The sequence below is a fragment of the Pseudomonas sp. S3E12 genome, from assembly GCF_001702295.1.
In the GTDB taxonomy this organism is placed as follows: Bacteria; Pseudomonadota; Gammaproteobacteria; order Pseudomonadales; family Pseudomonadaceae; genus Aquipseudomonas; species Aquipseudomonas marginalis.
In genome coordinates, this window is the sequence record NZ_MBDT01000016.1 from 146,638 (window position 1) to 168,059 (window position 21,422).

The following is a 21,422-nucleotide window of genomic DNA, read 5'->3' on the forward strand; positions in this document are numbered from 1 at the left end:
TTACTATGAAGTGCGATTAATATGCTGTTTTTATTGAATTAAATCTAAAGGTGCGAACAAAGGCGCTTAGGACTAGCTAACAATCATTTGTAGTTGTACGATGACGTACCTCTTAAGGTATCCCTTTATTTTTTGATTTGAGGTTTGTGAACATGACGCCACAAGAACTAAAAACAGTCCTGTCTTCCGGCTTGCTCTCGTTCCCGGTTACCGACTTTGACGCGGCCGGTGACTTCCGTGCCGACACCTATGCCCGCCGCCTGGAATGGCTGGCACCCTACGGCGCCAGCGCGTTGTTCGCGGCCGGGGGCACCGGGGAATTCTTCTCCCTGGAAACCAAGGAATACACCCAGATCATCAAGACTGCCGTGGACACCTGCAAAGGCCAGGTGCCCATCCTCGCCGGGGCAGGGGGCCCGACTCGTCAGGCCATCGCCTATGCCCAGGAGGCCGAGCGCCTCGGTGCCGCCGGTATTCTGCTGATGCCTCACTACCTCACTGAAGCCAGCCAGAAAGGCCTGGTGGCCCACGTTGAGCAGGTGTGCAATTCGGTGGATTTCGGCGTGGTGGTGTACAACCGCAACCTGTGCCGTCTCAATGCCGACAGCCTCGAGCAGCTGGCCGAGCGCTGCCCGAACCTGATCGGTTTCAAGGACGGCATCGGTGAAGTCGAATCGATGGTGTCGATCCGCCGTCGCCTCGGCGACCGCCTGACCTACCTCGGCGGGCTGCCGACCGCCGAAGTCTATGCCGCGGCCTACAAGGCCCTGGGCGTGCCGGTGTATTCCTCGGCGGTGTTCAACTTCATCCCGAAAACCGCGATGGATTTCTACCGCGCCGTGGCCGCCGACGACCACGCCACCGTGGGCCGCTTGATCGATGATTTCTTCCTGCCGTACCTGGCGATCCGCAACCGCTGCGAAGGCTATGGCGTGAGTATCGTCAAGGCCGGTGCACGCCTGGTCGGCCACGACGCCGGCCCGGTGCGCGCGCCGTTGACCGACTTGCTGCCTGAAGAAGTGGAGCAGTTGGACGTGCTGATCAAGGCATTGGGCGCCCAGTAAGCCCCTTGTAGGAGCGAGCTTGCTCGCGAAAAAACCACCTACGACTCGGGCCACCCGGTAACGCTGTGTGTTCGTTGACGCGTTTCGCGGGCAAGCCCGCTCCTGCAACCGCCTTATCAACTACCTCGAAAAAACCGGGCGGCAGATGTAGCGCCCCTCGGTGTGAATACCGGCAAAAACAAGGAGAACAACATGCCGTATCAACCTTCGAAAAAAAGACCGGCGCGTTGCGCGCTGGCCCTGGTGGTCCTCGGCTGCAGCCCGCTGTCATGGGCGCTGCAAGCCCCGTCAAACCTGCAGGTACCGACGCTGGCCTTTGATGACCGGCAAATCATCCTGGTATGGGAAAAGCCTGCCGAGCATGCCGGCATCAAGGATTACCGGGTCTACGCCAACGGCACGCTGCTGGGCAGCGCGAATGCCAACAATGATCAGGTGTCACCGGCCAAACCCTACATCGACCAGTTTTATCGGCAAGACACCGCCAACTTCCACCATCGCATCGGCATTCACAGCTTTACTGCCCAAGGCTTGAAGCCCGACACGGCGTACCGTTTCACCGTGCGTTCGGTGGACGGTAACGGCAAGGAATCCGCCGACAGTGCTCCAGTGCTGCAACGCACCACCCCGGTTGCGGCGGTATTTGACGTGAAAAAATACGGCGCCAAAGGCGACGGCAGCCATCTCGATACCCTGGCGATCCAGAACGCCATCGATGCCTGCACCGTCGGTTGCAAAGTCTTGTTGCCTGAAGGCACCTACAAAAGCGGCGCGCTCTACCTCAAGAGCAACATGACCCTGGAGATCGCCGAAGGCGCGACCCTGCTCGGCTCCGAGCGCGCCGAAGATTACCCGCTGGCCGGCTATATCCAGTATCCGTATTCCACCACCGTGCGCCCGGCCTCGCTGATCAACGCGTTGCCCCGCGATCCACGCCAGCATCAGTCATTCGAAAACATCCGCATCGTCGGCCAGGGCACCCTCGATGGCAATGGCTGGAAGCGCAACGCCGATGTCGTCGACGAACGTGGCCAGGCACTGCCGTTCTACCTGCCCAGTGACAATACCCGCTATGCCCGGGACGGCATCCTCGCCAAGGCGCAGGTGGAACAGGCCGTGGCACGCGGCATGAACGTCAAGGATGCCTACGGGCAGATGCGCTCCTCGCTGATTACCTTGCGCAATGTGAAGAACGTCTTCTACGGCGGCTTCACCGTGGTGAACCCGGCGTTCCACGGCATCATGAACCTGGAGACCGAAAACGTGGTGCTGGCCAACACCACCCACACGACCTACGACGCCAACAACGGCGACGGCATCGAGTTTGCCAACAGCAAGGGCGCGATGGTGTTCAACAACTTCTTCGACACCGGCGATGACTGCGTGAATTTCGCGGCCGGCACCGGTGCCGAGGCCGTGCACCAGCCGCCGCAGGAGGACGCGTGGATCTTCAACAACTACTTCCGCAAGGGCCATGGCATGGTGGTCGCCGGCAGCCACACCGGCGCCTGGATCCAGAACATCCTGGCCGAAGACAACGTGTCGGACGGCACCGATGCCGGACTGCGCATGAAAAGCACCAACTTCATGGGCGGCGGCGCGCGCAACGTCACATTCCGCGACTCGGCGATCCGCAACACCGTCAAGCAAGCGTTCATTTTTACCCTCGACTACAACGACCCGAACGCCAAGCTCGACTATCAGCGCTCAACCATCGCGGGGCAGTTCAAGGATATCCGCGTGAGCGACGTGAGCGTCGAGAATGCCCAGGGGGCGGCGATCGAGGTCAAGGGTGATGCAGCGCACAACGCCTACCATCAGGGCCTGGTGTTCGAGCGCGTGCGCTTTCGCGGCGCGGCCAAGGCGCGTATCGATGGACTGAAAGACTCACGCTTCGACCACGTGGTCTTCAGCCAGACCGGCGCTGCCAACCCATGGCAGGTCAGCGATAGCCAAGGGTTGGTGTTCAAGGAGGTGGAGCCGGCACCGTAAGCGCAAACGTTATGGCGAATGGACCCTCGTAGTGAGCGGGCTTGCCCCGCGCTGGGCTGCGCAGCAGCCCCAAAACACAGCCCCCGGAACTGTCTGGCACACTGCAGCGTTCTTATTGGGGCTGCTACGCAGCCCAGCGCGGGGCAAGCCCGCTCACCACAAGTACGGTGTTCGCTCTTAACTCCCCTGGGGAATCTATTGCGTCCTGCGTTAATAGACCTGCGGCACGATGATGTCCACCGGCGTCGGATTGCGCGAGTAGTCCTCCTGGCGGACCCGTTGCGGCAGCTCGATCACCGGCAGTTCCACTTCCTCATAAGGCATCTGCCCGAGCAGGTGGTGGATGCAGTTGAGGCGGGCTTTCTTTTTGTCGTCGGCCTGCACCACCCACCATGGCGCTTCGGCGATGTGGGTGCGTTCGAGCATGACTTCCTTGGCCTTGGTGTACGCCTCCCAGCGCCGGCGCGACTCCAGGTCCATGGGGCTGAGTTTCCACTGTTTGAGCGGATCGTGAATGCGGCTGAGAAAGCGCAGGTGCTGTTCCTGATCGGAAATGGAGAACCAGTATTTGATCAACTGGATGCCGGAGCGGGCGAGCATGCGTTCGAACTCCGGTACGGTGCGGAAGAATTCCTCGTACTGGTCTTCGTTGCAAAAGCCCATGACTTGTTCGACGCCGGCGCGGTTGTACCAGCTGCGGTCGAACAGCACGATTTCACCCGCGGCCGGCAGGTGCGAGACATAACGCTGGAAGTACCACTGCGTCTGTTCGCGGTCGTTGGGGGCGGGCAGGGCGGCGACGCGGCAGACCCGCGGGTTGAGGCGCTGGGTAATGCGCTTGATCACACCGCCTTTGCCGGCGGCATCGCGCCCCTCGAACAGGATCACCACCTTGGCGCCGGTCTTGACCACCCAGCTTTGCAGCTTCACCAGTTCACCTTGCAGGCGGAACAGTTCGCTGAAGTAAATCCTGCGCGCGGCCTTCTCGGGGCTTTCCTCGACGTGCTCGTCGAACAGTGCGTTGAGATCGTGCCCGTCTTCGGATAATTCCAGTTCCAGCTCTTCGTCACTGTGATCCAGGAGCTCTCGGTGGATGCGCTGGATCAAGGCGTCGTCTACTGCAGACATGGGAGGCACTCGCGTCGTGGGGGAGATGGCAAAGTCTTAGTCGCATTTTGTTACCAACCAATTACATCGAAATACGTGGCTGTGGCGGAAAGACGGGACGAAATAGCGGTTTGCCACCCAATTTTCATAAAAGCGTAACAAAGCTGCTGCAAAGTTCCGGGAGCCCGTAATCACAAGGATTTCCCTGAATGAAACGTCTGATGAAGTCAGCTGCACTCGCCGTTGCGGTTTCTCTAAGTGCCACCTCGGTATTTGCTGCCGAGAACGTCCGTCTGACAGGTTCTGGCGCCAGTTTCCCAGCGCCGATCTACCTCACCTGGTTCAAGGATTTCAGCAAGAAGACCGAAGGCGTCACGGTTGACTACCAGTCCAAAGGCAGTGGCGCGGGTGTACAGGACTTCCTGAACAAAACCGTGGACTTCGCCGCCAGTGACTCGGCCATGAAGGACGAAGACATCGCCAAGGTCGCCGAAGGCGTGCAGTTGCTGCCGATGACCGCAGGCGAAATCGTCCTGGCGTTCAACCTGCCGGGCAATCCTAAAGAGCTGAAGTTGCCACGGGATGTGTACTCCAACATCTTCCTGGGCAAGATCACCAAGTGGAACGATCCGCAGATCGTCGCCGCCAACCCTGGCCTGAAACTGCCGGACATGCCGATCACCGTGGTCGTGCGTGCAGACTCCAGCGGCACCACGGCCGTATTCACCAAGCACTTGGCGGCCATCAACCCGCAGTTCCAGAAGGACTTGGGTGAAGGCAACACCGTCAACTGGCCAGCCAGCGACAAATTCATCAAGTCGCCTAAGAACGATGGTGTGACCGCCACCGTACGCCAGACCCCAGGCGCGATTGGCTACATCGAATACGGTTTCGCCAAGCTGGCCAAGGTTGACTTTGCCCAGTTGCAGAACAAGGCCGGCAAGTACGTGGTACCTAACGCCGAAAGCGGTGCCGAAGCCCTGGCGGCGGTGAAAATGCCGGAAAGCCTGGTGGCCTGGCTGCCGGACCCGGACGGCGCCAAGTCCTACCCGATCACGTCCTACACCTGGATGATCTTCCGCAAGGACAACGGCAACCCGGCCAAGGCCAAGGCCATGCGTGAAATGGTCGAGTACAGCCTGACCGAAGGGCAGAAAATCGCCGATTCGATGGGCTATATCCCGCTGCCGAAGTCGGTGGTCGATCAGGTTCGTAAAGCGTCCGCCAACATCCAGTAACGCTTGTGAGGCCTCTCTCGGCGGGCGCAGTCAGCCCGGCCGGGAGGGTTACCCCCCTGTTCCGGAATCAGCCAATGAACACACCGTTTGTCGTACCGGGTAACCCGGATTCTGCCTGCCAGCCACCTTCTGCGAAGGATTTCCTGGTTGACCGCACCTTCCGTGCGCTTGCACGAATAGGCGTGGTTCTGGTGCTGGCGTTGGTGTTTGCCCTGGTGTTCGAAGTCGGGCGCAAGGCCCTTCCAGGCATGGAAAAGCACGGCTTTGACGTGCTGCTGGGCAGCGTCTGGGATGTCAACCAAGGCAAGTACGGCATTCTGCCGGCCATCTGGGGCACGCTCTACAGTGCCTTTATCGCGTTGCTGATCGCAGGTGTTTTCGGCGTCAGCATGGCGATTTTCCTCACCCAGGATTTTTTGCCGGCGAAGCTGGCGGCGGTGTTTCGTACCATCGTCGAACTGCTCGCGGCCATCCCCAGCGTCGTTTACGGCCTCTGGGGCATTTACGTGGTCATCCCGGCGATCCGGCCGTTGACCGCATGGTTGAACACTGAACTTGGCTGGATCCCCTTTTTCGGCACGTCCCTGAGCGGCCCGGGGTTGCTCCCGGCGGCGCTGGTACTGGCCATCATGATTTTGCCGACCATCGCCGCCGTGTCGCAGGATGCGCTCACCGCCGTGCCGATGAAAACCAAGCAGGCCGCCTACGGCATGGGGACCACCCACTGGGAAGCGATTCTCAAGGTGATGGTGCCGTCCGCCGCCACCGGCATCTTCGGTTCCCTGGTCTTGGGCCTGGGCCGCGCACTCGGTGAAACCATGGCCCTGGCCATGCTGGTGGGCAACGCCAACAACATCTCGCTGTCGCTGTTCGCCCCGGCCAACACCCTGGCAGCCTTGCTGGCGCTGAACTTCCCCGAAGCCGGGCCGAACGAGATCGAAGTATTGATGTACGCCGCACTGGTGCTGATGTTGATCACGCTGATCGTCAACATCTTCGGCTCCATGATCATGATGTACGCCCAACGGGGTAATAAGTGATGACTGACCTCACTGCTGCAACCGACCTGACGTCCCCCGCAGGCGCAATGCCCAGCCTGCAGCGCCGGTTCGAAGGCCGTGCCCTGCGCAGCCTGGTGTTGACCACCCTGGTCTGGGCGGGCGCGCTGCTGGCCAGCGTACCGCTGATTTCCGTGCTCTACATGCTCATCACCCGCGGCGGTGCGCGCCTGAGCCTTGAAGTGTTCACTGAGCTGCCACCCACCGGTTTCGAGACCGGCGGCGGTTTCGGCAACGCGATGGCCGGTACCTTCGTGATGGTCGGCATTGCCGCTGCCATCGCCGTGCCAGTCGGCATCATGGCAGCAATCTTCCTCGCCGAACTGGGCCCGGACAGCAAGCTGGCGAACGCCGCGCGTTTTGCCGCGAAGATGCTCACCGGCCTGCCGTCGATTCTGGCCGGTGTGTTTGCCTACGCCCTGGTGGTGATGACCACCGGCACCTACTCGGCCCCGGCCGGTGGCGTGGCACTGGCGGTGCTGATGCTGCCGATCGTGGTGCTGACGGCTGAAGAGTCGATGCGCATGGTGCCCAAGATCATGAAGGACGCCGCCTACGGCATGGGTTGCACCCGCTCCCAGGTGATCTGGAAAATCGTCCTGCCCACCGGCCTGCCGGCAATCCTTACCGGCGTGATGCTCGCCGTGGCCCGCGCCGCCGGCGAAACCGCGCCGCTGTTGTTTACCGCGCTGTTCAGCAACTACTGGATCTACCACGACGGCAGCCTGGCGGTGATGAACCCGACGGCCTCCCTGGCCGTGCTGATCTACAACTTCTCCGGCATGCCCTTCGACAACCAGCTTGAACTCGCATGGGCGGCGTCGCTGGTACTGGTAATGATCGTGCTGGTCGTGAATATCGTGAGCCGTATCTTCGGCAAGCCAAAGTATTGAAAACGGGAGCATCTGAATCTTGAACGTATCAACTGCGCAAATAGCCGCTCCGTTTGTCACCCAGGCGCCTGTGGTCATGGACTGCAAGCTGGACAAGATCTTCTACGGCAACTTCATGGCCGTGCGTGACAGCCATGTGCCGATCGAAAAGAACAAGATCACCGGCTTCATCGGCCCTTCCGGCTGCGGTAAAAGTACCGTGCTGCGTAGCCTCAACCGCATGAACGACCTGGTCAAGGGCTTCCGTTTCGAGGGCCATGTGCACTTCCTCGGCCAGGACGTCTACGGCAAGGGCGTGGACCCGGTGGTCGTGCGCCGCTACATCGGCATGGTGTTCCAGCAGCCGAACCCGTTCTCGATGAGCATCTTCGACAACGTCGCCTTCGGCCTGCGCCTGAACCGCTACAAGGGCGACCTGGGCGACCGCGTCAAGCACGCCCTGCAAGGCGCCGCGCTGTGGGATGAGGTCAAGGACAAGCTCAAGGTCAGCGGCCTGTCGCTGTCCGGTGGCCAGCAGCAACGCCTGTGCATCGCCCGCGCCATCGCCACCGAGCCGGAAGTGCTGTTGCTCGACGAGCCGTGCTCGGCGCTGGACCCGATCGCCACCCGCCGGGTCGAGGAGCTGATGGTCGAGTTGAAGAAGGACTACACCATCGCCCTGGTGACCCACAACATGCAGCAGGCCATCCGCGTGGCCGACACCACGGCGTTTTTCTCGGTGGATATTTCCCAGGGCACGCGCACCGGCTACCTGGTGGAGATGGGCCCGACGGCGCAGATCTTCGAGAACCCGCGTGAACAAATGACCGGGGACTACATCAGCGGCAAGTTCAGCTGATGCCCCTGCGGGAGCTGGGATGCTCCCGTATTTTCCACTGCTTATGGGAATGCCGATGCCTGCAACACGACGCCTTGATTTGCCCGCGATTGAACGCGCACTGCGTGAGGTGCAACAGCGCTTTGCCGAGCTCAGCCGGGACTTTACCGAGCCGCGCGACCCGTTGACCGACGAAGTGCTGCACAACGTGCTTGAAGGCTACGCGCTGATTGACGACTATGTGGCGCGGGGCGTCGACCTGTTCGACTTGCAGCAACTGGACCTGATGCTGGAGATCAACGCCACCGTGCTCTGTGGCAGCGACCCGGCACGGCGCCTGGAATACGCACACCACCTGGCGGCGACCGAAGAACACTTCTTCAACAATGTCGAAGGTGGCATCAAGGACTTGTACAACTGGTACTGCGCGTACCGCAGTGAATCAGTCTGGAAGCGCGCCGCCGGGGTGTATGTACGCATCCTCAGCAAGCCGCAGCTGTTCATTGAAGGCAACAACCGCAGCGGTTCGCTGATCGTCAGCTACTTGCTGATGCGTGCAGGCCTGCCGCCGTTCGTGCTGACGCTGGAGAACGCCGAGGGCTACTTCAACCCTTCGTCGGTGATCCGCAACTCAGCCAAACATGGAGTCAAGGCGTTGTACGAATTGCCCAAGATCAAGAAAAAATACGCCGCCTTCCTGGAAGAACAGGCGCCGGATCCGCACAAGTTTTTTCTCAAGGACCCGCGCCAGCCCGTTTCTCAAGGAGGCCATTGATGAGCGGTTCTCCGGTATTCGCCAGGGCAGGGCGGGTCCTCCAGCGCCTCCTGCCGATGCAGCAGCGTCCGCGCATCCGCATTTCCTTCGATATCGACGACACCCTGGCCTGCCAGCTCCACCACTGCGACGTCGAGCCGAGCCGGCTGCCGGCCTGCGTACACCGTTGGCTGGGTGAGCCCTTGCGGATCGGCACACGCTCCCTGACCCGCGAACTACGCCGCCAGGGCTGCAGCATCTGGGTCTACACCTCGTCCGGTCGCACGCCGTCGTATATCCGCCGCTGGCTGATGCTCTACGGCATCCGCGTCGATGGCGTGGTCAACAGCGTGCTGCACAACCATGCCCTGACGGCACGCGGGCTGTCGAACGCACCCTCGAAATTCCCCCCGGCCTTCGACATCGACCTGCATGTGGATGACTCCGAAGGTGTGCGCAGTGAAGGCCATGACCATGGTTTTCGCGTGGTAGTGGTGGACCCTCAGGACGAAAACTGGGCGCAGCGGGTGTTGGAGGCCGTAGCACAGGTCCAGGCGCAGTTGGCTTGGCAGCAGCCGCTCCGGTACAAAAAGACAACACGGCAGCGCGCGGAGGTTTTTTCTTCCTGAGGCGCTGTGAAAATCCAGAAAAGCCACTCGAACGAGTAGTTTTTTTGTCTTGCCGCAGCGCCCCGAGCGGCCTCAGTCGGAGCGCGCAGCCTCCATGCCGCGCCGGATCCGCATCAGGTCCTGATACGCCTCGGTGCGCTTTGCATCGGCTATCTGTTTCGCTTCGGTAAAACGCAGCCAGTCACCGGCGTCGGCCAGGCTGCTGCCTATGATGGCGTAGGCCTGTGTTTCCAGGCGGTCGGCCTCGTAGAACAGTTCGGTGTTTGTGGCCAGCTCAATTTCCCAGCCGGCTTGTTTCGACACGTCACGCATATTCGCTGCCATGGCCTTCACCCCAAGGTCGTCATGTGCGAGCGAAGAGAGCAGGGGCCTGGTCGAGGCCGCCGGGTTCGTTGCTCGCGTAGGAGCGACACAAGCCGTTCTCGTGTCTGATAGGTCCTTCAATGTTGATGGATAAACGTGGGGGTTCGTTCAAATTAGTTCGGGGTGCGGGCCGCACCCTCGGCTCGATCTATGTGATACCGGCAGCAGGCCTGGTGCTGGTACTGGGCGTCTACCGGTTTATCTCCGAAGGCGGCGCACTGATCAATGTGATCGGCAAAGGCGTGGCCACTCTGTTCATTGCCCGCTGGGATGGGGCGCTGGACCGTTAGCCACTCAAGCGGGAGTTGGGGTAGGTCGCAGAAAACCTTGGTCAATCGGCCGGTTTGGCTGTGCCCAGCACGCGATTCAACTCGCCAGCGACGGCGATGAGTTGTTGTTCCAGTGCTTCAACTTCAGAGAGGCTAATGCCATTGTTGATAACTTGCAGGGTTTTAGCCCGCTTCTTTGGGGCGGGCGCCAGATTGTGTGCTTGTTGCGAAATCAACGCCTGACGCAACAGATTGTTGATCACGGTTTGATAGCCCGTACCGGCGCTTTCTGCGCGTTCACGGGCGGCATCGATAACCGCATCGTCAAGCATGATGGTGATGCGGGTCTTGCCTTTGTTGCTGGCGACAGCACCGCGTTTGCTGTGGGTGAAATCGTATTCGTCTTTCATTGTTCAAGCCTCCAGATAACGGCGCCGTTCATTTTTTGATGCGAGCCTGGCGCTGATAACGCGTACGAAATTCGGATCGCGGTAAGTGTATGTCACTACCAAAATTCGTCCCCTCGCGTCAGTGCCCATGGTCACCCAGCGCTCTTCATCGTGATCGTGGTCTTGTATCGTCAGGGCGATCTCATCGTTGAACACCGGCTCTGCCTCCGCCAGGCTTATGCCCTTGTGCTTCTGCTGATTGGCGATGTTTTTTGCCTCATCGTATTGAATCCTGAACGTCTTCATTATGCATACTTTATATGTATGAAAAAGCGGTTGAAGGAACCGTCAGTCAGGAAGATGGCCAGCCATAAATAGCGGTAGTGTGAATTTGCCATGTTCCGCTCGGTCAGTTGGGTCTCGATCTTGCTGAGGTTGCCAACATATTCCCGTGCGTAATGGTTAATCCGTTACGTAGAAGGATTCTGTTTTGATTGTCGGAAGAGGCGAGCTTGAACAGGTGAGTAATCGGACAGATCAACGTTCGCGGGACCGGATCAATACTAAGTTTGTTCACATCAACCCTTATTCCCCGGCATGCTCATTTCACTGCCCACGCCGGGGAAAAGATCAGGACAGCGACTTTTAACGCATATGCAAAATAATCGGACTGCTGCTCGCCGGGTCGGTATGCCCGCGCAGCTTGCCGACTGCCGTGGCGTCGACCGCGTCAGCGTGGTTGCCCCAGGTGCTGCGCACGTAGGTCAGCACCTGGGCGATTTCCTCATCGGACAGTTGCTCACGAAACGCCGGCATGCGGTAGGCGTCCGGTACGCCGGCGGCGACTACCCGCTGTGAGCCGTTGAGGGTGATGTTGATCGCCGAGGCGCTTTCCTTGGCCAATGCCGAGGTGGCGCCGGCCAGGGGTGGCATCCATTCGGGCTGGCCCTTGCCGTCCGGGCCATGGCAGGAGGCACAGCGGGTCGCGTAGGTGTGGGCGCCGGGGACGTCCTGGCGTGTATCGGCGGCTACGTATTGCCAGGGCGTGCCGTCACGCTGTGGGTCGCCGGGCAGTGACTTGAGGTAACGGGCGATGGCGGCCAGGTCGGCGTCTTCCATGAACTGCGTGGAGTTGTTGAAGGCTTCGGTCATCGAACCGTAGACCACCGCATGGGCGTTGCGCCCGGTCTTGAGGAATTGCACGATCTGCGCCTCGCTCCAGCGCCCCAGGCCGGTGTTCGGGTCCTGGCGCAGGCTCGGAGCGTACCAGCCGTCGAGCAGGGCGCCGGCGAGGAACGGCTTGCCGGATTCGTCCAGGGCTTTTTCGTTGAAGGCCAGGCCGCGCGGCGTGTGGCAGCTGCCGCAGTGACCAGGGCCTTGGACGATGTAGGCGCCACGGTTCCACAGTGCGTCCTGGTCGGGTTTGGCGGCGTAAGTGGCGGTCGGCGCGAAGAGGCCGTTCCACAAGGCGATGGGCCAGCGCAGATTGAGCGGCCAGGGAATATCGCTGGGGATGTTGGGCTCGTTGGCCGGTTGTACGCCTTGCGTGAAGAACGCATACATCGCGCGGATATCGTCGTCGCTGAGCTTGGCGTAAGACGGGTAGGGCATCGCCGGGTAGAGCCGGCGACCCCCCGGTGCGACGCCGTGGCGCACTGCACGGTCGAAGTCGGCGAGGCTGTAGGTGCCGATGCCGTGGGTGCGGTCCGGGGTGATGTTGGTGGCGTGGATGGCGCCCAGCGGCGTGGCCATTTCCAGGCCCCCGGCGAAGGGCGCCTTGCCCGGCAGGCTGTGGCAGGCGACGCAGTCACTGAGGCGGGCGACATACTCGCCGCGACTGACCTGTGCGGGGTCGACGCTGGCGGCCTGTTCCTGCTCAAACGGTGTGGCGGGCTGGCGGGTGACGTACCAGGCCAGCAGGCCGGCGGCGACCAGGCAGGGCAGCACCAGCCAGCCTGCGGTTCTTGCGAATCGACGGTTGTTCATGGGCGGTCTCGCTCGGTTAGCTGAAGGTGTGTCGGCTTAATGGCAGGCTGCGAACACGCTGGCCGGTCAACTGCGCTACCGCATTGACCACGGCTGGCGCCACAGCGGGGAGCGGAGGCTCACCGATGCCGCCCATCTTCTCGCCACTCTCGACGATCTTTACGTGCACCTGCGCCATCCGTGAGGGCGGCAGGATCGGGTAAAGGTCGTAGTTGCGTGCCCGTGGCTTACCGTCCACATACACCGCTTCCTCCAGCAATGTCTGCGATAAGCCCAAGGCCACCGCGCCATTAACCTGGGCTTGCACAATCGCCGGGTTGACGATGCTGCCGGGGTCGATGGCTTCCCATATGTGGTGCACCTTGACCTGGCCGTTTTCAAGCGACACTTCGGCGATCACTGCCGCGTGGGAGCCGAACGGCGAAGCCATGGCCACGCCACGGGCGCGCCGAGTGCCGTCTTCGGCAGTGTAGGGGCCCCGTTTCCAGCCACCGGACAACTCGCCCACGGCCTTGAGCAAGGTGGTCAGCCGTGGGTTGTCGCGCAGCAGGTGCAGGCGCAGCTCATAGGGATCGCGGCCGCCTTTGTCCGCCAGCTCATCAAGGAACGCTTCGTAGAAGAAGTCATTCAGCGAATTGCCCACAGAACGCCAGTAGCCGAGCATGGCCGGGCCCTTGACGTAGATCTGCGCGATGCGTTTGTTGGGGATGGCGTAGCTCTTGCCCGACAACCCTTCGAGGGCGGTGGGGTCGAGTTTTTCGCCCTGCTTGCCGGCGATGGCCTCGGTAGGGCCTTCGGTGGCGCTCACCGCTTCGATCGCCACCGGCAGGCCGTCGGCGTCCAGCGCGGCGCGGAACTTGACCACCGCCACCGGGCGCAACACGTCGCGCAGGAACTCTTCCTCACGGCTCCAGATCAGCTTGACCGGACGGCCCACCGCCTTGGCCAATGCAATCGCCTGGGGGTAGGGGCTGGCCGAGTCATACAGGAAGTGCCGGCCGAAAAAACCGCCCAGCAGCGGCGAGTGCAGGGTCACCTGCGCGGGGTCGAGCCCGGCGCGCTTGGCGATGTCGGCGCGGAACAGATCGGGCGCCTGGTTGGGCAGCCAGATCTCCAGCGAGCCGTCGGGGTTGAAGCGCGCCAGGGCTGACGGTGGCTCCAGTTGCCCATGGTTGAGGTACTGGTTGTGGTAGGTGGCTTCGACCTGGGTCTTGGCGTTTTTCAACGCGCCGGCCACATCGCCTTCGTTCTCGTCGTCACGCGCCGGGCCTTGCTGGGCCGCGAGGAAATCGCGAAAGCCGTCGCTGGAGAAATCCGCGGGCATGCCGCGCACTTTTGAGTCGGCCGTCGGTTCCTGCCAGTCGACCTGGATCGCCTCCACCGCGCGCTTGGCGTGCCACCAGCGTTCGGCCACCACGGCCACAGCGCCGGGCAGCACGTGCACGGAGTGCACGCCTTTCATGGCTTCGACCTGGGATTGGTTGCGCAGGCTGCCCACGGTCATGCCCAGGCGCGGCGCGTGCTGCACGGCGGCGTGGAGCATGCCATCTACCTTCATGTCGATGCTGTACTGCGCCTTGCCGGTGGATTTGTCGTAGGCATCCAGGCGCTTGACCGGTTTGCCGATCCAGCGGAACTGGCTCGGGTCGCGCAGGGTGATGCCGGCCGGGTCGGGCACCGGCATGTCCAGGGCGCGGCCGGCCAACTCGCCGTAGCCCAGGGAGCGCCCGGAGGCGGTGTGCACCACGCGGCCGGGTTGGGTGGTCAGTTGGGCCACCGGCACACCGAGCTGCTCGGCGCCGGCCTGCAACAGCATGGCGCGGGCGAGGGCGCCCAGGCGGCGCATGACCGGGTAGCTCATGCGCACCGACATGCTGCCGCCGGTGATGCGCATGCCGTTCTCCATCACCACGTAGGCCTCACCGGGTGGTGCGGCTTCGACGATAAAGGTGGCGGGGTCGGCATCCAGCTCTTCGCCGACGATCTGCGCCATGGCGGTGTGGGTACCTTGGCCGCCTTCCATAAAGGGGCTGAGCAGGCGCACCGTACCGTCCGGGCGAATCTCCAGGAACGCCGGCACCTGGGTGCCGCGTTCTGTGGCGGCAGCGGCCTGGACTCGGGCCGAGCCCAGCGGCAGGCCAAAACCGATGACCAGCGCACCCACGGCCGTGCTGGCCAGGAAGCGTCGACGCGACAGGTTGATCGGCTCGCCCAGGGTGAGGCCGGGGATGACGGATGGCGTGTTCATCAGGCGCTCTCCTTCCCGGCGGCCAGGTCATGCATGGCGGCATGGATGGCGTTGTAGGTGCCGCAGCGGCACAGGTTGACCATGGCCGCGTCGATCTGCGCAGTGGTCGGCGCGGGGGTGTGCTTGAGCAGCGCGGTGGCTGCCACCACCTGCCCGGACTGGCAGTAACCGCATTGCGCCACCTGATGCTCGACCCAGGCACTGACCACCCGCTTGCCCACTTCATCGGCTTCGATGGCCTCGATGGTGGTGATCTCACGCCCGACCACCCCGGCCACCGGCGTGACGCACGAACGCACGACATTGCCGTCCACCAGCACCGAGCAGGCGCCGCATTGGGCCAGGCCGCAGCCGTACTTGGTGCCGGTCAGCCCCAGGTCATCGCGGATCACCCACAGCAGCGGCGTGTCGGCGTCGGCGTCGACCTGATAGGTTTTTTGGTTGATGCGTAATTCCATGGCTGGCTCACCTGCTGATCATCGGTCGGGATGGCGTGTTTCTTATAAGAAAGGCGATGGGCGCCCATTGTCGAACTCTAGATCAGGGCACAAGGGCCATCTACGAAAAAACCGAACATTCGGAGGATCAGGCAAGTATTCGAGAGGATTGAGTCAGTCAAGCAAGGTGCTCGATCAACACAGGGGCCGGCAGCCGATTGGTTTGTGAGGGTTTATTGATCTGGGTCAGTACAACCCCCTATTGGCTCCAGATGACCGTCCGAGAGCGGTAGCGCCGTTTTCATGGGTGATATTATGGCGCCACTATCTTGGCGTGACAGGCGCCAGTCTGATCCATGGACATGAGGCTTTAGGGAAATGCTTAAGAACGCTCCGCTGCGTCTGAAACTGTTGTTGATTCTGCTGCTGCCCATGCTCGGGTTCCTGACCCTGGCCGGCGTGTTTGTGGTGGACAACTACAAAACGCTGCGCGACATGAACACCACGGTGATGGCCAGCGCCACCGCCCAGAAGTTGAGCCAGTTGATTACCACCTTGCAGCGTGAGCGTGGTGCCAGTGGCGTGTTCCTCGGCAGTGGCGGCAAGTCCATGGGCGAGCGGATGGTGCAGATGCGCAGGGACTCCAGCGCGGCCGTCGAGGTGGTGCGCGGTTTGTCCACCTCCGGCGGTGCGAACCTGGACAACGTCCTGCGGGCCCTGGACCAGTTGCCGGCGATGCGTGGGCAGGTCGATAAACTGAGCATCAACAGCACCGAATCCGGCGCACGGTATACCGAGATCATTCAAGTGCTGACCGGTTACACCCATTCCCTGGAAGCGAGCGTCAACAACGCGACCATCGTCTACGCCCTGGGGGCCCTCAATCAATTTATCGAAATGAAAGAGCGGGCCGGGCGCGAGCGCGTGGTGCTGGGCCTGGTCTTCGCCCAGGGGCATTTCGATGAAGCGCTGTTGTCGCGCTTCAGCCGCAACCTGGGCGAGTTCGGCGCCTATTACGATGCATTCCGGCGCAAGGCACCCGCGGCGTCGCTTGCGCAGTTCGATACGCAAATGCAGCAACCTGCCGCCGTCGAAGTCGCCAAGTTGCAGCGCCTGGCGTTTGAGGTGCCGATGGGGCAGGCGCTGGGGATCAAACCCGAAGCCTGGTTTGAAACCTCTACCCAACGCATTGACCTGATGAGCCAGGTGGAGGAAGCCCTGGGCCAAAGTGTCAGCAGCCTGGCGATGCACGAGCGGGATGACGCCCGCCGCGCCCTGTGGCTGACAGTTGGCGCGGTGATCGTGTCCCTGCTGGCGGTGGCGGTGTTGTCCTGGCTGATCATCCGCATGATCGATTCGGCGGTGCGCGACCTCAACCGCGTGCTCAATGACCTGGCACAGCGCGATCTCAGCGCGCGGGCGACTTATGACAGCAAGGATGAATTCGGTCAGATCTCGCGCAACCTCAACCGCATGGCGCAAGAGATCAGTGGCGTGGTGCAGGAAATCGGCAACGCCACCGCACAGGTTGCAACGGCGGCGGAGGAGTCTTCCACGGTGACGATGCAGACCAGCCAAAGCGTCGAGCAGCAGCGCCAAAGCACTGAACTGGTGGCCACGGCGATCAACCAGATGAGCGCCACCGTGCGCGAGGTGGCCCACAGCACCAACGATGCGGCGCAACTGTCGCAACGGGTCAATACCAGCACCACCCAAGGACGTGCCGAGATCGAAGGCACCATCACCCTGATCCGCCAGCTCTCCGGGCAGGCCGAGGACACCGCGCTGATCATTGGCGAGCTCAAACAGGAGAGCGATGGGATCTCCTCCGTGCTCGACGTCATTCGCGGCATTGCCGAGCAAACCAACCTGCTGGCCTTGAACGCGGCCATCGAAGCGGCGCGGGCAGGGGATCATGGGCGCGGATTTGCCGTGGTGGCGTCCGAGGTGCGGGTACTTGCGCAGAAGACCCAGGAGTCCACGGGGAATATTCAGCAGATGATCAGCAATCTGCAAAGTGGTTCCGATCGGGCGAGTTCGTCCATGCAGGAGACCTTGGGCAAGGCCCAGGACGGCGCGCGCAAGGTCGAGCGTGCGGGTGAATTGTTGTTGGAGATCGCCGAAGGCGTGGCCAGTATCAGTGATCGCAACCTGCAGATCGCTTCGGCGGCCGAAGAGCAGAGTGCGGTTTCAGAAGACATCAACCGTAACGTCAACGAGATCAACGACCTGGTCATCCAGGTCAGTGCCGGCGCCGAGCAAACCGCAATCACCAGCCAGGAATTGGCGCGTTTGGCCGAGCACCAGCAGGATCTGGTCAATCGTTTCAAAGTGGCGTGAGGCGAGGGCGGCCCGCTCCGACGGCGGTGGGTCAGTCGACCTCTACAGGGACTGACACTCCGCTATCGGGAGCAAGCCCCCTCTCACAGTTGTTTAGCGGTGTTGGATGGATTGTGGCGAGGCTTTGATTTCGACGAAGCCTGTTCCATTAGTCCGCCCACCCGTCACGCACCGCACTGCGAATCCCCTCCAGCAACATCGCGAATGCCGGGTTGTCATTGTTCTCGCGCCAGATCAGGTGCAGTTCACTTTGCGCGCCTTCGCCCAGGTCGATATCGCGAAACACCACGTTCTTGAACACCACGCTGCTGGCGCAGCGCGGTACCAGCGCCAAGCCCATGCCGGCATTGACCAGGGCCAGGATGGTCAGGGACGAGCCCAGCCACTGTACGTATTCGGGGGCGACACGGGCCGAGCGCAGCAGGCCGGTGAGCAGTTCATTGAACGGCGGGTAGGCCGCATGGGCATACATCAGGAACGGCTGGGCGTCGAGGTCGTGGACGCTGACGCTGTCGGCATTGGCCAGTCGATGGCTGCTCGGTACCGCCAGCACAAAGGGCTCGCGCACCAGGCATTCGGTGGCATAACCGGGTTCCAGCAAGGGCGCGCGGACGATACCCAGGTCGATGCGCCGCGCACGCAGGGCTTCGTATTGCTGGTAGGTGTTCATCTCCGAGAGGTCGATCCTGACCTGGGGCTGCTTGAGCCGTGCCTCGGCGATGACCCTGGGCAAAAACTCATACACCGCGCTGCCGACGAAGCTGATATTCACCGTGCCGATATCGCCCTCGGCAAAACGCCGTGCGGTCACGGCTGCCTGCTGGGCGCGCTCCAGCAGGTTCTGGGCCTCGATGAAAAATGCGCGCCCGGCGGCGGTGAGGGCCACGCTGCGGGTGGTGCGGGTAAACAGCTCCACGCCCAGGTGATGTTCGAGCAATTGGATCTGCCGGCTGAGGGGCGGCTGGGTCATGTTCAGCCGTTCGGCGGCGCGGCGAAAATTCAGCTCGGTGGCCACGGTGGTGAAGCAGCGCAGTTGTGTCAGTTCGAACATTGATCTAATCCAGGTATCAATCGAATGCCAAGTTAGATTAGACGGGAACAATCCCCGGCGTCCATCATCGGTGCGTCCCTAAAAAAACAATGAGTGGGAGTTGCCCTTGGATACCGTCCAGAATCCGCCCGACCCGAGCGTGCTCGCCCGCGCAGCCGCCAAGGTCAAGCGTCATGTACTGCCGTTGTTCGTGGTGATGTTCATCGTCAATTACATCGACCGGGTCAATATCGGCTTTGTGCGCAGCCATATGGAGACCGACCTGGGCATTGGCGCCGCCGCCTATGGTTTGGGCGCCGGGCTGTTCTTCATCGGTTACGCGATCTTCGAAGTACCGTCCAACCTGTTGCTGCAGCGCTACGGCGCACGGGCCTGGTTGACGCGCATCATGTTCACCTGGGGCGCGGCCGCGATGGCCATGGCCTTTGTCCAAGGCGAAACCAGCTTCTATATCCTGCGCTTCGTGCTCGGCGCGGCCGAAGCCGGTTTTTTCCCCGGCATCATCTACTACTTCACCCAATGGTTGCCGGCCGCCGAGCGCGGCAAGGCGATGGCGATTTTCCTCAGCGGTTCGGCCATCGCCTCGGTGATTTCCGGGCCGGTGTCGGGGGCGTTGCTCAACGTCAGCGGCTTGAGCCTGCATGGCTGGCAGTGGATGTTCCTGATCGAGGGCTTTGCCTCCATCCTGTTGTGCGGGTTTGTGTGGTTCTGGTTGCAGTCCCATCCCCATCAGGCCAAGTGGCTCAGCGCCGAAGAAAAACACGCGCTGGTGACGGCCATCGCGCTTGAGCAAACGGCCCGCGAAGCCACCCGGAGCGTGCGGCCGTCGATGTTCAAGCTGCTGGCCGACAAACAGATCGCGCTGTTCTGCTTTATCTACTTTTCCATCGCCCTGACCATCTACGGCGCCACGTTCTGGCTGCCGAGCATGATCAAGAAAATGGGCAACCTGGGCGACTTCCAGGTGGGGTTGTTCAACTCGATCCCGTGGTTGATTTCCATCGTCGCCATGTATGGGTTCGCTGCCCTGGCGAGCAAGTGGAAACACCAGCAGGCGTGGGTGGCGCTGATGCTGGTGATCGCCGCCGTCGGCATGTTCATGTCCACCACCGGCGGGCCGGTGTTTGCGTTTGTCGCCATCTGTTTTGCCGCGATTGGCTTCAAGGCCGCCTCGGCGCTGTTCTGGCCGATCCCCCAGGGTTACCTGGATGCGCGCATCGCCGCGGCGGTGATTGCCTTGATCAATTCGGTCGGCAACCTCGGCGGTTTTGTTGCACCCACCACCTTCGGCCTGCTGGAGCAGACCACCGGTTCGATTGAAGGCGGGCTGTACGGCCTGGCCGCGACCTCGCTGGTGGCCGCGGTGGTGGTGTTCTTTGCGCGCACCGCACCACGGCCCGGTGTGCCGCCCACCTCCAAACCGACTACTCATCATCACGCCTTGCGTCCAGGCCCACAGGGAGCCGCCTCTTGAAAATCGTCCGCGTCACCGTCACCCCCATCGCGTTTCGCGACCCGCCGCTGCTCAACGCCAGCGGTATCCACGAAGCCTTTGCGCTGCGCTCGATCATCGAAATCGAGAGCGACACCGGCTACATCGGCCTTGGCGAGAGCTACGGCGATGCCCCGGCGCTGGCGATCCAGCAACAGGTCAAGGACCAACTGATCGGCCTCGATCCGTTCAACCTCAACCACCTGCGCGCCATCGTGCAGGCCACCGTGGCGGCGCACAAACCCGCAAGCATTGCCGGCGCCGAACTGGCCCCCGGTTCCCATGCGAGCAAGGCGGTGAGCAATGCCTATTCGGCGTTTGAGGTGGCGTTTCTCGACCTGCAGGCGCACTCATTGAATGTGCCGCTGGTGGACCTGCTGGGCGGCGCGATCCGCGACCGGATCCCGTTCAGCGCCTACCTGTTCTTTAAGTACGCCGAGCACATCGATTCGCCCTATAAACCCGACAGCTGGGGCGAAGCCCTCAACGAAGTACAGATCGTCGCCCAGGCGCGGCGGATGATCGACACCTATGGCTTCAAAAGCATCAAGCTCAAGGCCGGTGCGCTGGACCCTGAGCATGAAGTGGCATGCATCAAGGCCTTGAAAAAGGCCTTCCCCGGTGTGCCGCTGCGCATTGACCCGAATGGCAACTGGTCCCTGGAAACCTCGATCCGCATGGCCGAACTACTCGGCGACGACCTGCAGTATTACGAAGACCCGACCCCCGGCCTGGAAGGCATGGCCGAGTTGCACACACGCACCGGCCTGCCCCTGGCGACCAACATGGTGGTCACCGATTTTGACGAGTTCCGCCGCAGCGTGGCCCTGAACAGCGTGCAGATCGTGCTCGCCGACCATCATTACTGGGGCGGCCTGCGCGACACCCAGGTATTGGCGAAGATGTGCCAGACCTTTGGCCTGGGCGTGTCGATGCACTCCAACTCACACCTGGGCATCAGCCTGATGGCCATGGCCCACGTGGCCGCGTCGGTGCCCAATCTCGACTACGCCTGCGATACCCACTACCCCTGGCAAGAACCGGACGAAGAAGTGATCAAGGGCGGCAAACTGCCAATTGTCGACGGCTGCGTGAAGATCACCCGCGCACCGGGGCTGGGCCTGGAGCTGGACCCTGATCAACTGGGCAAGCTGCATGACCAATACCTCAGCTGCGGCATTCGCCAGCGCGACGACGTGAAGCAGATGCAGCGCTACCAACCGGATTGGAAGACCGTCAAACCGCGTTTCTGAAGCTGGTCGCTTCGTTTTGCCCGGTGATTTGCGTCACCGGGC

Annotated in this window: 19 protein-coding genes and 1 pseudogene; 12 read left to right on the top strand and 8 right to left on the bottom strand. The window is 61.9% G+C overall.

Annotation, left to right across the window (positions count from 1 at the left end; all coding sequences use genetic code 11):
• The first annotated feature begins 152 nt into the window (after positions 1-152).
• Together kdgD and BB029_RS14270 are read left to right on the top strand one after the other, a co-directional pair.
• The gene (kdgD, locus tag BB029_RS14265) at positions 153-1,064 is read left to right on the top strand and encodes a 5-dehydro-4-deoxyglucarate dehydratase (protein WP_065939671.1); all 912 of its coding nucleotides are present in this window, start codon (positions 153-155) and stop codon (positions 1,062-1,064) included.
• Positions 1,065-1,256: 192 nt separating this feature from the next.
• Complete coding sequence (locus BB029_RS14270) at positions 1,257-3,056, top strand: glycosyl hydrolase family 28 protein (protein WP_065939672.1); 1,800 nt, start codon at positions 1,257-1,259, stop codon at positions 3,054-3,056.
• A 210-nt stretch (positions 3,057-3,266) separates the two neighbouring features.
• On the opposite strand, the gene ppk2 is transcribed toward BB029_RS14270, so the two are convergent.
• On the bottom strand, positions 3,267-4,184 hold the full coding sequence (ppk2, locus tag BB029_RS14275; RefSeq protein ID WP_065939673.1) for a polyphosphate kinase 2: 918 nt from the start codon (positions 4,182-4,184) through the stop codon (positions 3,267-3,269).
• A 188-nt stretch (positions 4,185-4,372) separates the two neighbouring features.
• On the opposite strand from ppk2, the gene pstS reads away from it, so the two are divergent.
• The 6 genes from pstS to BB029_RS14305 all read left to right on the top strand — a co-directional run bounded on the left by pstS (position 4,373) and on the right by BB029_RS14305 (position 9,552).
• Positions 4,373-5,401 (top strand): phosphate ABC transporter substrate-binding protein PstS, encoded by a 1,029-nt coding sequence (gene pstS, locus BB029_RS14280; protein WP_027603516.1) that lies wholly within the window; start codon positions 4,373-4,375, stop codon positions 5,399-5,401.
• A gap of 74 nt (positions 5,402-5,475) precedes the next feature.
• Positions 5,476-6,441, top strand: coding sequence for a phosphate ABC transporter permease subunit PstC (gene pstC, locus BB029_RS14285; protein ID WP_027603517.1), 966 nt, complete (start codon positions 5,476-5,478; stop codon positions 6,439-6,441).
• Positions 6,441-7,352, top strand: coding sequence for a phosphate ABC transporter permease PstA (gene pstA, locus BB029_RS14290; protein WP_027603518.1), 912 nt, complete (start codon positions 6,441-6,443; stop codon positions 7,350-7,352). The genes pstC and pstA overlap by 1 nt, the downstream gene beginning before the upstream one ends.
• A gap of 76 nt (positions 7,353-7,428) precedes the next feature.
• On the top strand, positions 7,429-8,190 hold the full coding sequence (gene pstB, locus BB029_RS14295; RefSeq protein WP_010210300.1) for a phosphate ABC transporter ATP-binding protein PstB: 762 nt from the start codon (positions 7,429-7,431) through the stop codon (positions 8,188-8,190).
• Positions 8,191-8,245: 55 nt separating this feature from the next.
• Positions 8,246-8,944, top strand: coding sequence for a hypothetical protein (locus tag BB029_RS14300; protein ID WP_065939674.1), 699 nt, complete (start codon positions 8,246-8,248; stop codon positions 8,942-8,944).
• Positions 8,944-9,552, top strand: coding sequence for a hypothetical protein (locus tag BB029_RS14305; protein ID WP_065939675.1), 609 nt, complete (start codon positions 8,944-8,946; stop codon positions 9,550-9,552). Before BB029_RS14300 ends, BB029_RS14305 begins: the two co-directional genes overlap by 1 nt.
• A gap of 72 nt (positions 9,553-9,624) precedes the next feature.
• Here the strand turns inward: BB029_RS14305 and BB029_RS14310 are convergent, their stop codons facing one another.
• On the bottom strand, positions 9,625-9,876 hold the full coding sequence (locus tag BB029_RS14310; protein ID WP_065939757.1) for a hypothetical protein: 252 nt from the start codon (positions 9,874-9,876) through the stop codon (positions 9,625-9,627).
• A 170-nt stretch (positions 9,877-10,046) separates the two neighbouring features.
• On the opposite strand from BB029_RS14310, the pseudogene BB029_RS14315 reads away from it, so the two are divergent.
• Positions 10,047-10,205: pseudogene (locus BB029_RS14315) on the top strand (C4-dicarboxylate transporter DctA); the annotation flags it as partial.
• A gap of 41 nt (positions 10,206-10,246) precedes the next feature.
• On the opposite strand, the gene BB029_RS14320 reads toward BB029_RS14315, so the two are convergent.
• The 5 genes from BB029_RS14320 to BB029_RS14340 all read right to left on the bottom strand — a co-directional run bounded on the left by BB029_RS14320 (position 10,247) and on the right by BB029_RS14340 (position 15,265).
• Complete coding sequence (locus tag BB029_RS14320) at positions 10,247-10,594, bottom strand: BrnA antitoxin family protein (RefSeq protein ID WP_027603523.1); 348 nt, start codon at positions 10,592-10,594, stop codon at positions 10,247-10,249.
• A gap of 3 nt (positions 10,595-10,597) precedes the next feature.
• Complete coding sequence (locus tag BB029_RS14325; RefSeq protein ID WP_027603524.1) at positions 10,598-10,879, bottom strand: BrnT family toxin; 282 nt, start codon at positions 10,877-10,879, stop codon at positions 10,598-10,600.
• 339 nt (positions 10,880-11,218) lie between these two features.
• Positions 11,219-12,559, bottom strand: a complete 1,341-nt coding sequence (locus BB029_RS14330) for a cytochrome c (RefSeq protein WP_065939677.1) — start codon at positions 12,557-12,559, stop codon at positions 11,219-11,221.
• 16 nt (positions 12,560-12,575) lie between these two features.
• Entirely contained in the window at positions 12,576-14,807 is a 2,232-nt protein-coding gene (locus tag BB029_RS14335) for a molybdopterin cofactor-binding domain-containing protein (RefSeq protein WP_065939678.1), read from the bottom strand.
• Positions 14,807-15,265 carry a (2Fe-2S)-binding protein gene (locus tag BB029_RS14340; protein WP_065939679.1) on the bottom strand — a complete coding sequence of 153 codons (459 nt, stop codon included), beginning with the start codon at positions 15,263-15,265 and terminating at the stop codon, positions 14,807-14,809. The genes BB029_RS14335 and BB029_RS14340 overlap by 1 nt, the downstream gene beginning before the upstream one ends.
• A gap of 489 nt (positions 15,266-15,754) precedes the next feature.
• Between BB029_RS14340 and BB029_RS14345 the strand changes: the two genes are divergently transcribed.
• The gene (locus BB029_RS14345) at positions 15,755-17,584 is read left to right on the top strand and encodes a methyl-accepting chemotaxis protein (protein WP_371914622.1); all 1,830 of its coding nucleotides are present in this window, start codon (positions 15,755-15,757) and stop codon (positions 17,582-17,584) included.
• A gap of 148 nt (positions 17,585-17,732) precedes the next feature.
• Here the strand turns inward: BB029_RS14345 and BB029_RS14350 are convergent, their stop codons facing one another.
• Positions 17,733-18,635, bottom strand: a complete 903-nt coding sequence (locus tag BB029_RS14350) for a LysR family transcriptional regulator (protein ID WP_065939681.1) — start codon at positions 18,633-18,635, stop codon at positions 17,733-17,735.
• Positions 18,636-18,741: 106 nt separating this feature from the next.
• Between BB029_RS14350 and BB029_RS14355 the strand changes: the two genes are divergently transcribed.
• Both BB029_RS14355 and BB029_RS14360 read left to right on the top strand, forming a co-directional pair.
• Positions 18,742-20,109 (top strand): MFS transporter, encoded by a 1,368-nt coding sequence (locus BB029_RS14355; protein ID WP_065939758.1) that lies wholly within the window; start codon positions 18,742-18,744, stop codon positions 20,107-20,109.
• A complete protein-coding gene (locus BB029_RS14360; protein WP_065939682.1) occupies positions 20,106-21,380 on the top strand; it encodes a glucarate dehydratase family protein in 1,275 nt (424 codons plus the stop codon). Before BB029_RS14355 ends, BB029_RS14360 begins: the two co-directional genes overlap by 4 nt.
• Positions 21,381-21,422: the final 42 nt, after the last annotated feature.

What these genes read in the sequence shown, in the direction of transcription:
- kdgD (WP_065939671.1), top strand. Translation starts at nt 153, where the DNA reads ATGACGCCACAAGAACTAAAAACAGTCCTGTCTTCCGGCTTGCTCTCG.
- BB029_RS14270 (WP_065939672.1), top strand. Translation starts at nt 1,257, where the DNA reads ATGCCGTATCAACCTTCGAAAAAAAGACCGGCGCGTTGCGCGCTGGCC.
- ppk2 (WP_065939673.1), bottom strand. Translation starts at nt 4,184, where the DNA reads ATGTCTGCAGTAGACGACGCCTTGATCCAGCGCATCCACCGAGAGCTC.
- pstS (WP_027603516.1), top strand. Translation starts at nt 4,373, where the DNA reads ATGAAACGTCTGATGAAGTCAGCTGCACTCGCCGTTGCGGTTTCTCTA.
- pstC (WP_027603517.1), top strand. Translation starts at nt 5,476, where the DNA reads ATGAACACACCGTTTGTCGTACCGGGTAACCCGGATTCTGCCTGCCAG.
- pstA (WP_027603518.1), top strand. Translation starts at nt 6,441, where the DNA reads ATGACTGACCTCACTGCTGCAACCGACCTGACGTCCCCCGCAGGCGCA.
- pstB (WP_010210300.1), top strand. Translation starts at nt 7,429, where the DNA reads ATGGACTGCAAGCTGGACAAGATCTTCTACGGCAACTTCATGGCCGTG.
- BB029_RS14300 (WP_065939674.1), top strand. Translation starts at nt 8,246, where the DNA reads ATGCCTGCAACACGACGCCTTGATTTGCCCGCGATTGAACGCGCACTG.
- BB029_RS14305 (WP_065939675.1), top strand. Translation starts at nt 8,944, where the DNA reads ATGAGCGGTTCTCCGGTATTCGCCAGGGCAGGGCGGGTCCTCCAGCGC.
- BB029_RS14310 (WP_065939757.1), bottom strand. Translation starts at nt 9,876, where the DNA reads ATGGCAGCGAATATGCGTGACGTGTCGAAACAAGCCGGCTGGGAAATT.
- BB029_RS14320 (WP_027603523.1), bottom strand. Translation starts at nt 10,594, where the DNA reads ATGAAAGACGAATACGATTTCACCCACAGCAAACGCGGTGCTGTCGCC.
- BB029_RS14325 (WP_027603524.1), bottom strand. Translation starts at nt 10,879, where the DNA reads ATGAAGACGTTCAGGATTCAATACGATGAGGCAAAAAACATCGCCAAT.
- BB029_RS14330 (WP_065939677.1), bottom strand. Translation starts at nt 12,559, where the DNA reads ATGAACAACCGTCGATTCGCAAGAACCGCAGGCTGGCTGGTGCTGCCC.
- BB029_RS14335 (WP_065939678.1), bottom strand. Translation starts at nt 14,807, where the DNA reads ATGAACACGCCATCCGTCATCCCCGGCCTCACCCTGGGCGAGCCGATC.
- BB029_RS14340 (WP_065939679.1), bottom strand. Translation starts at nt 15,265, where the DNA reads ATGGAATTACGCATCAACCAAAAAACCTATCAGGTCGACGCCGACGCC.
- BB029_RS14345 (WP_371914622.1), top strand. Translation starts at nt 15,755, where the DNA reads ATGGCCAGCGCCACCGCCCAGAAGTTGAGCCAGTTGATTACCACCTTG.
- BB029_RS14350 (WP_065939681.1), bottom strand. Translation starts at nt 18,635, where the DNA reads ATGTTCGAACTGACACAACTGCGCTGCTTCACCACCGTGGCCACCGAG.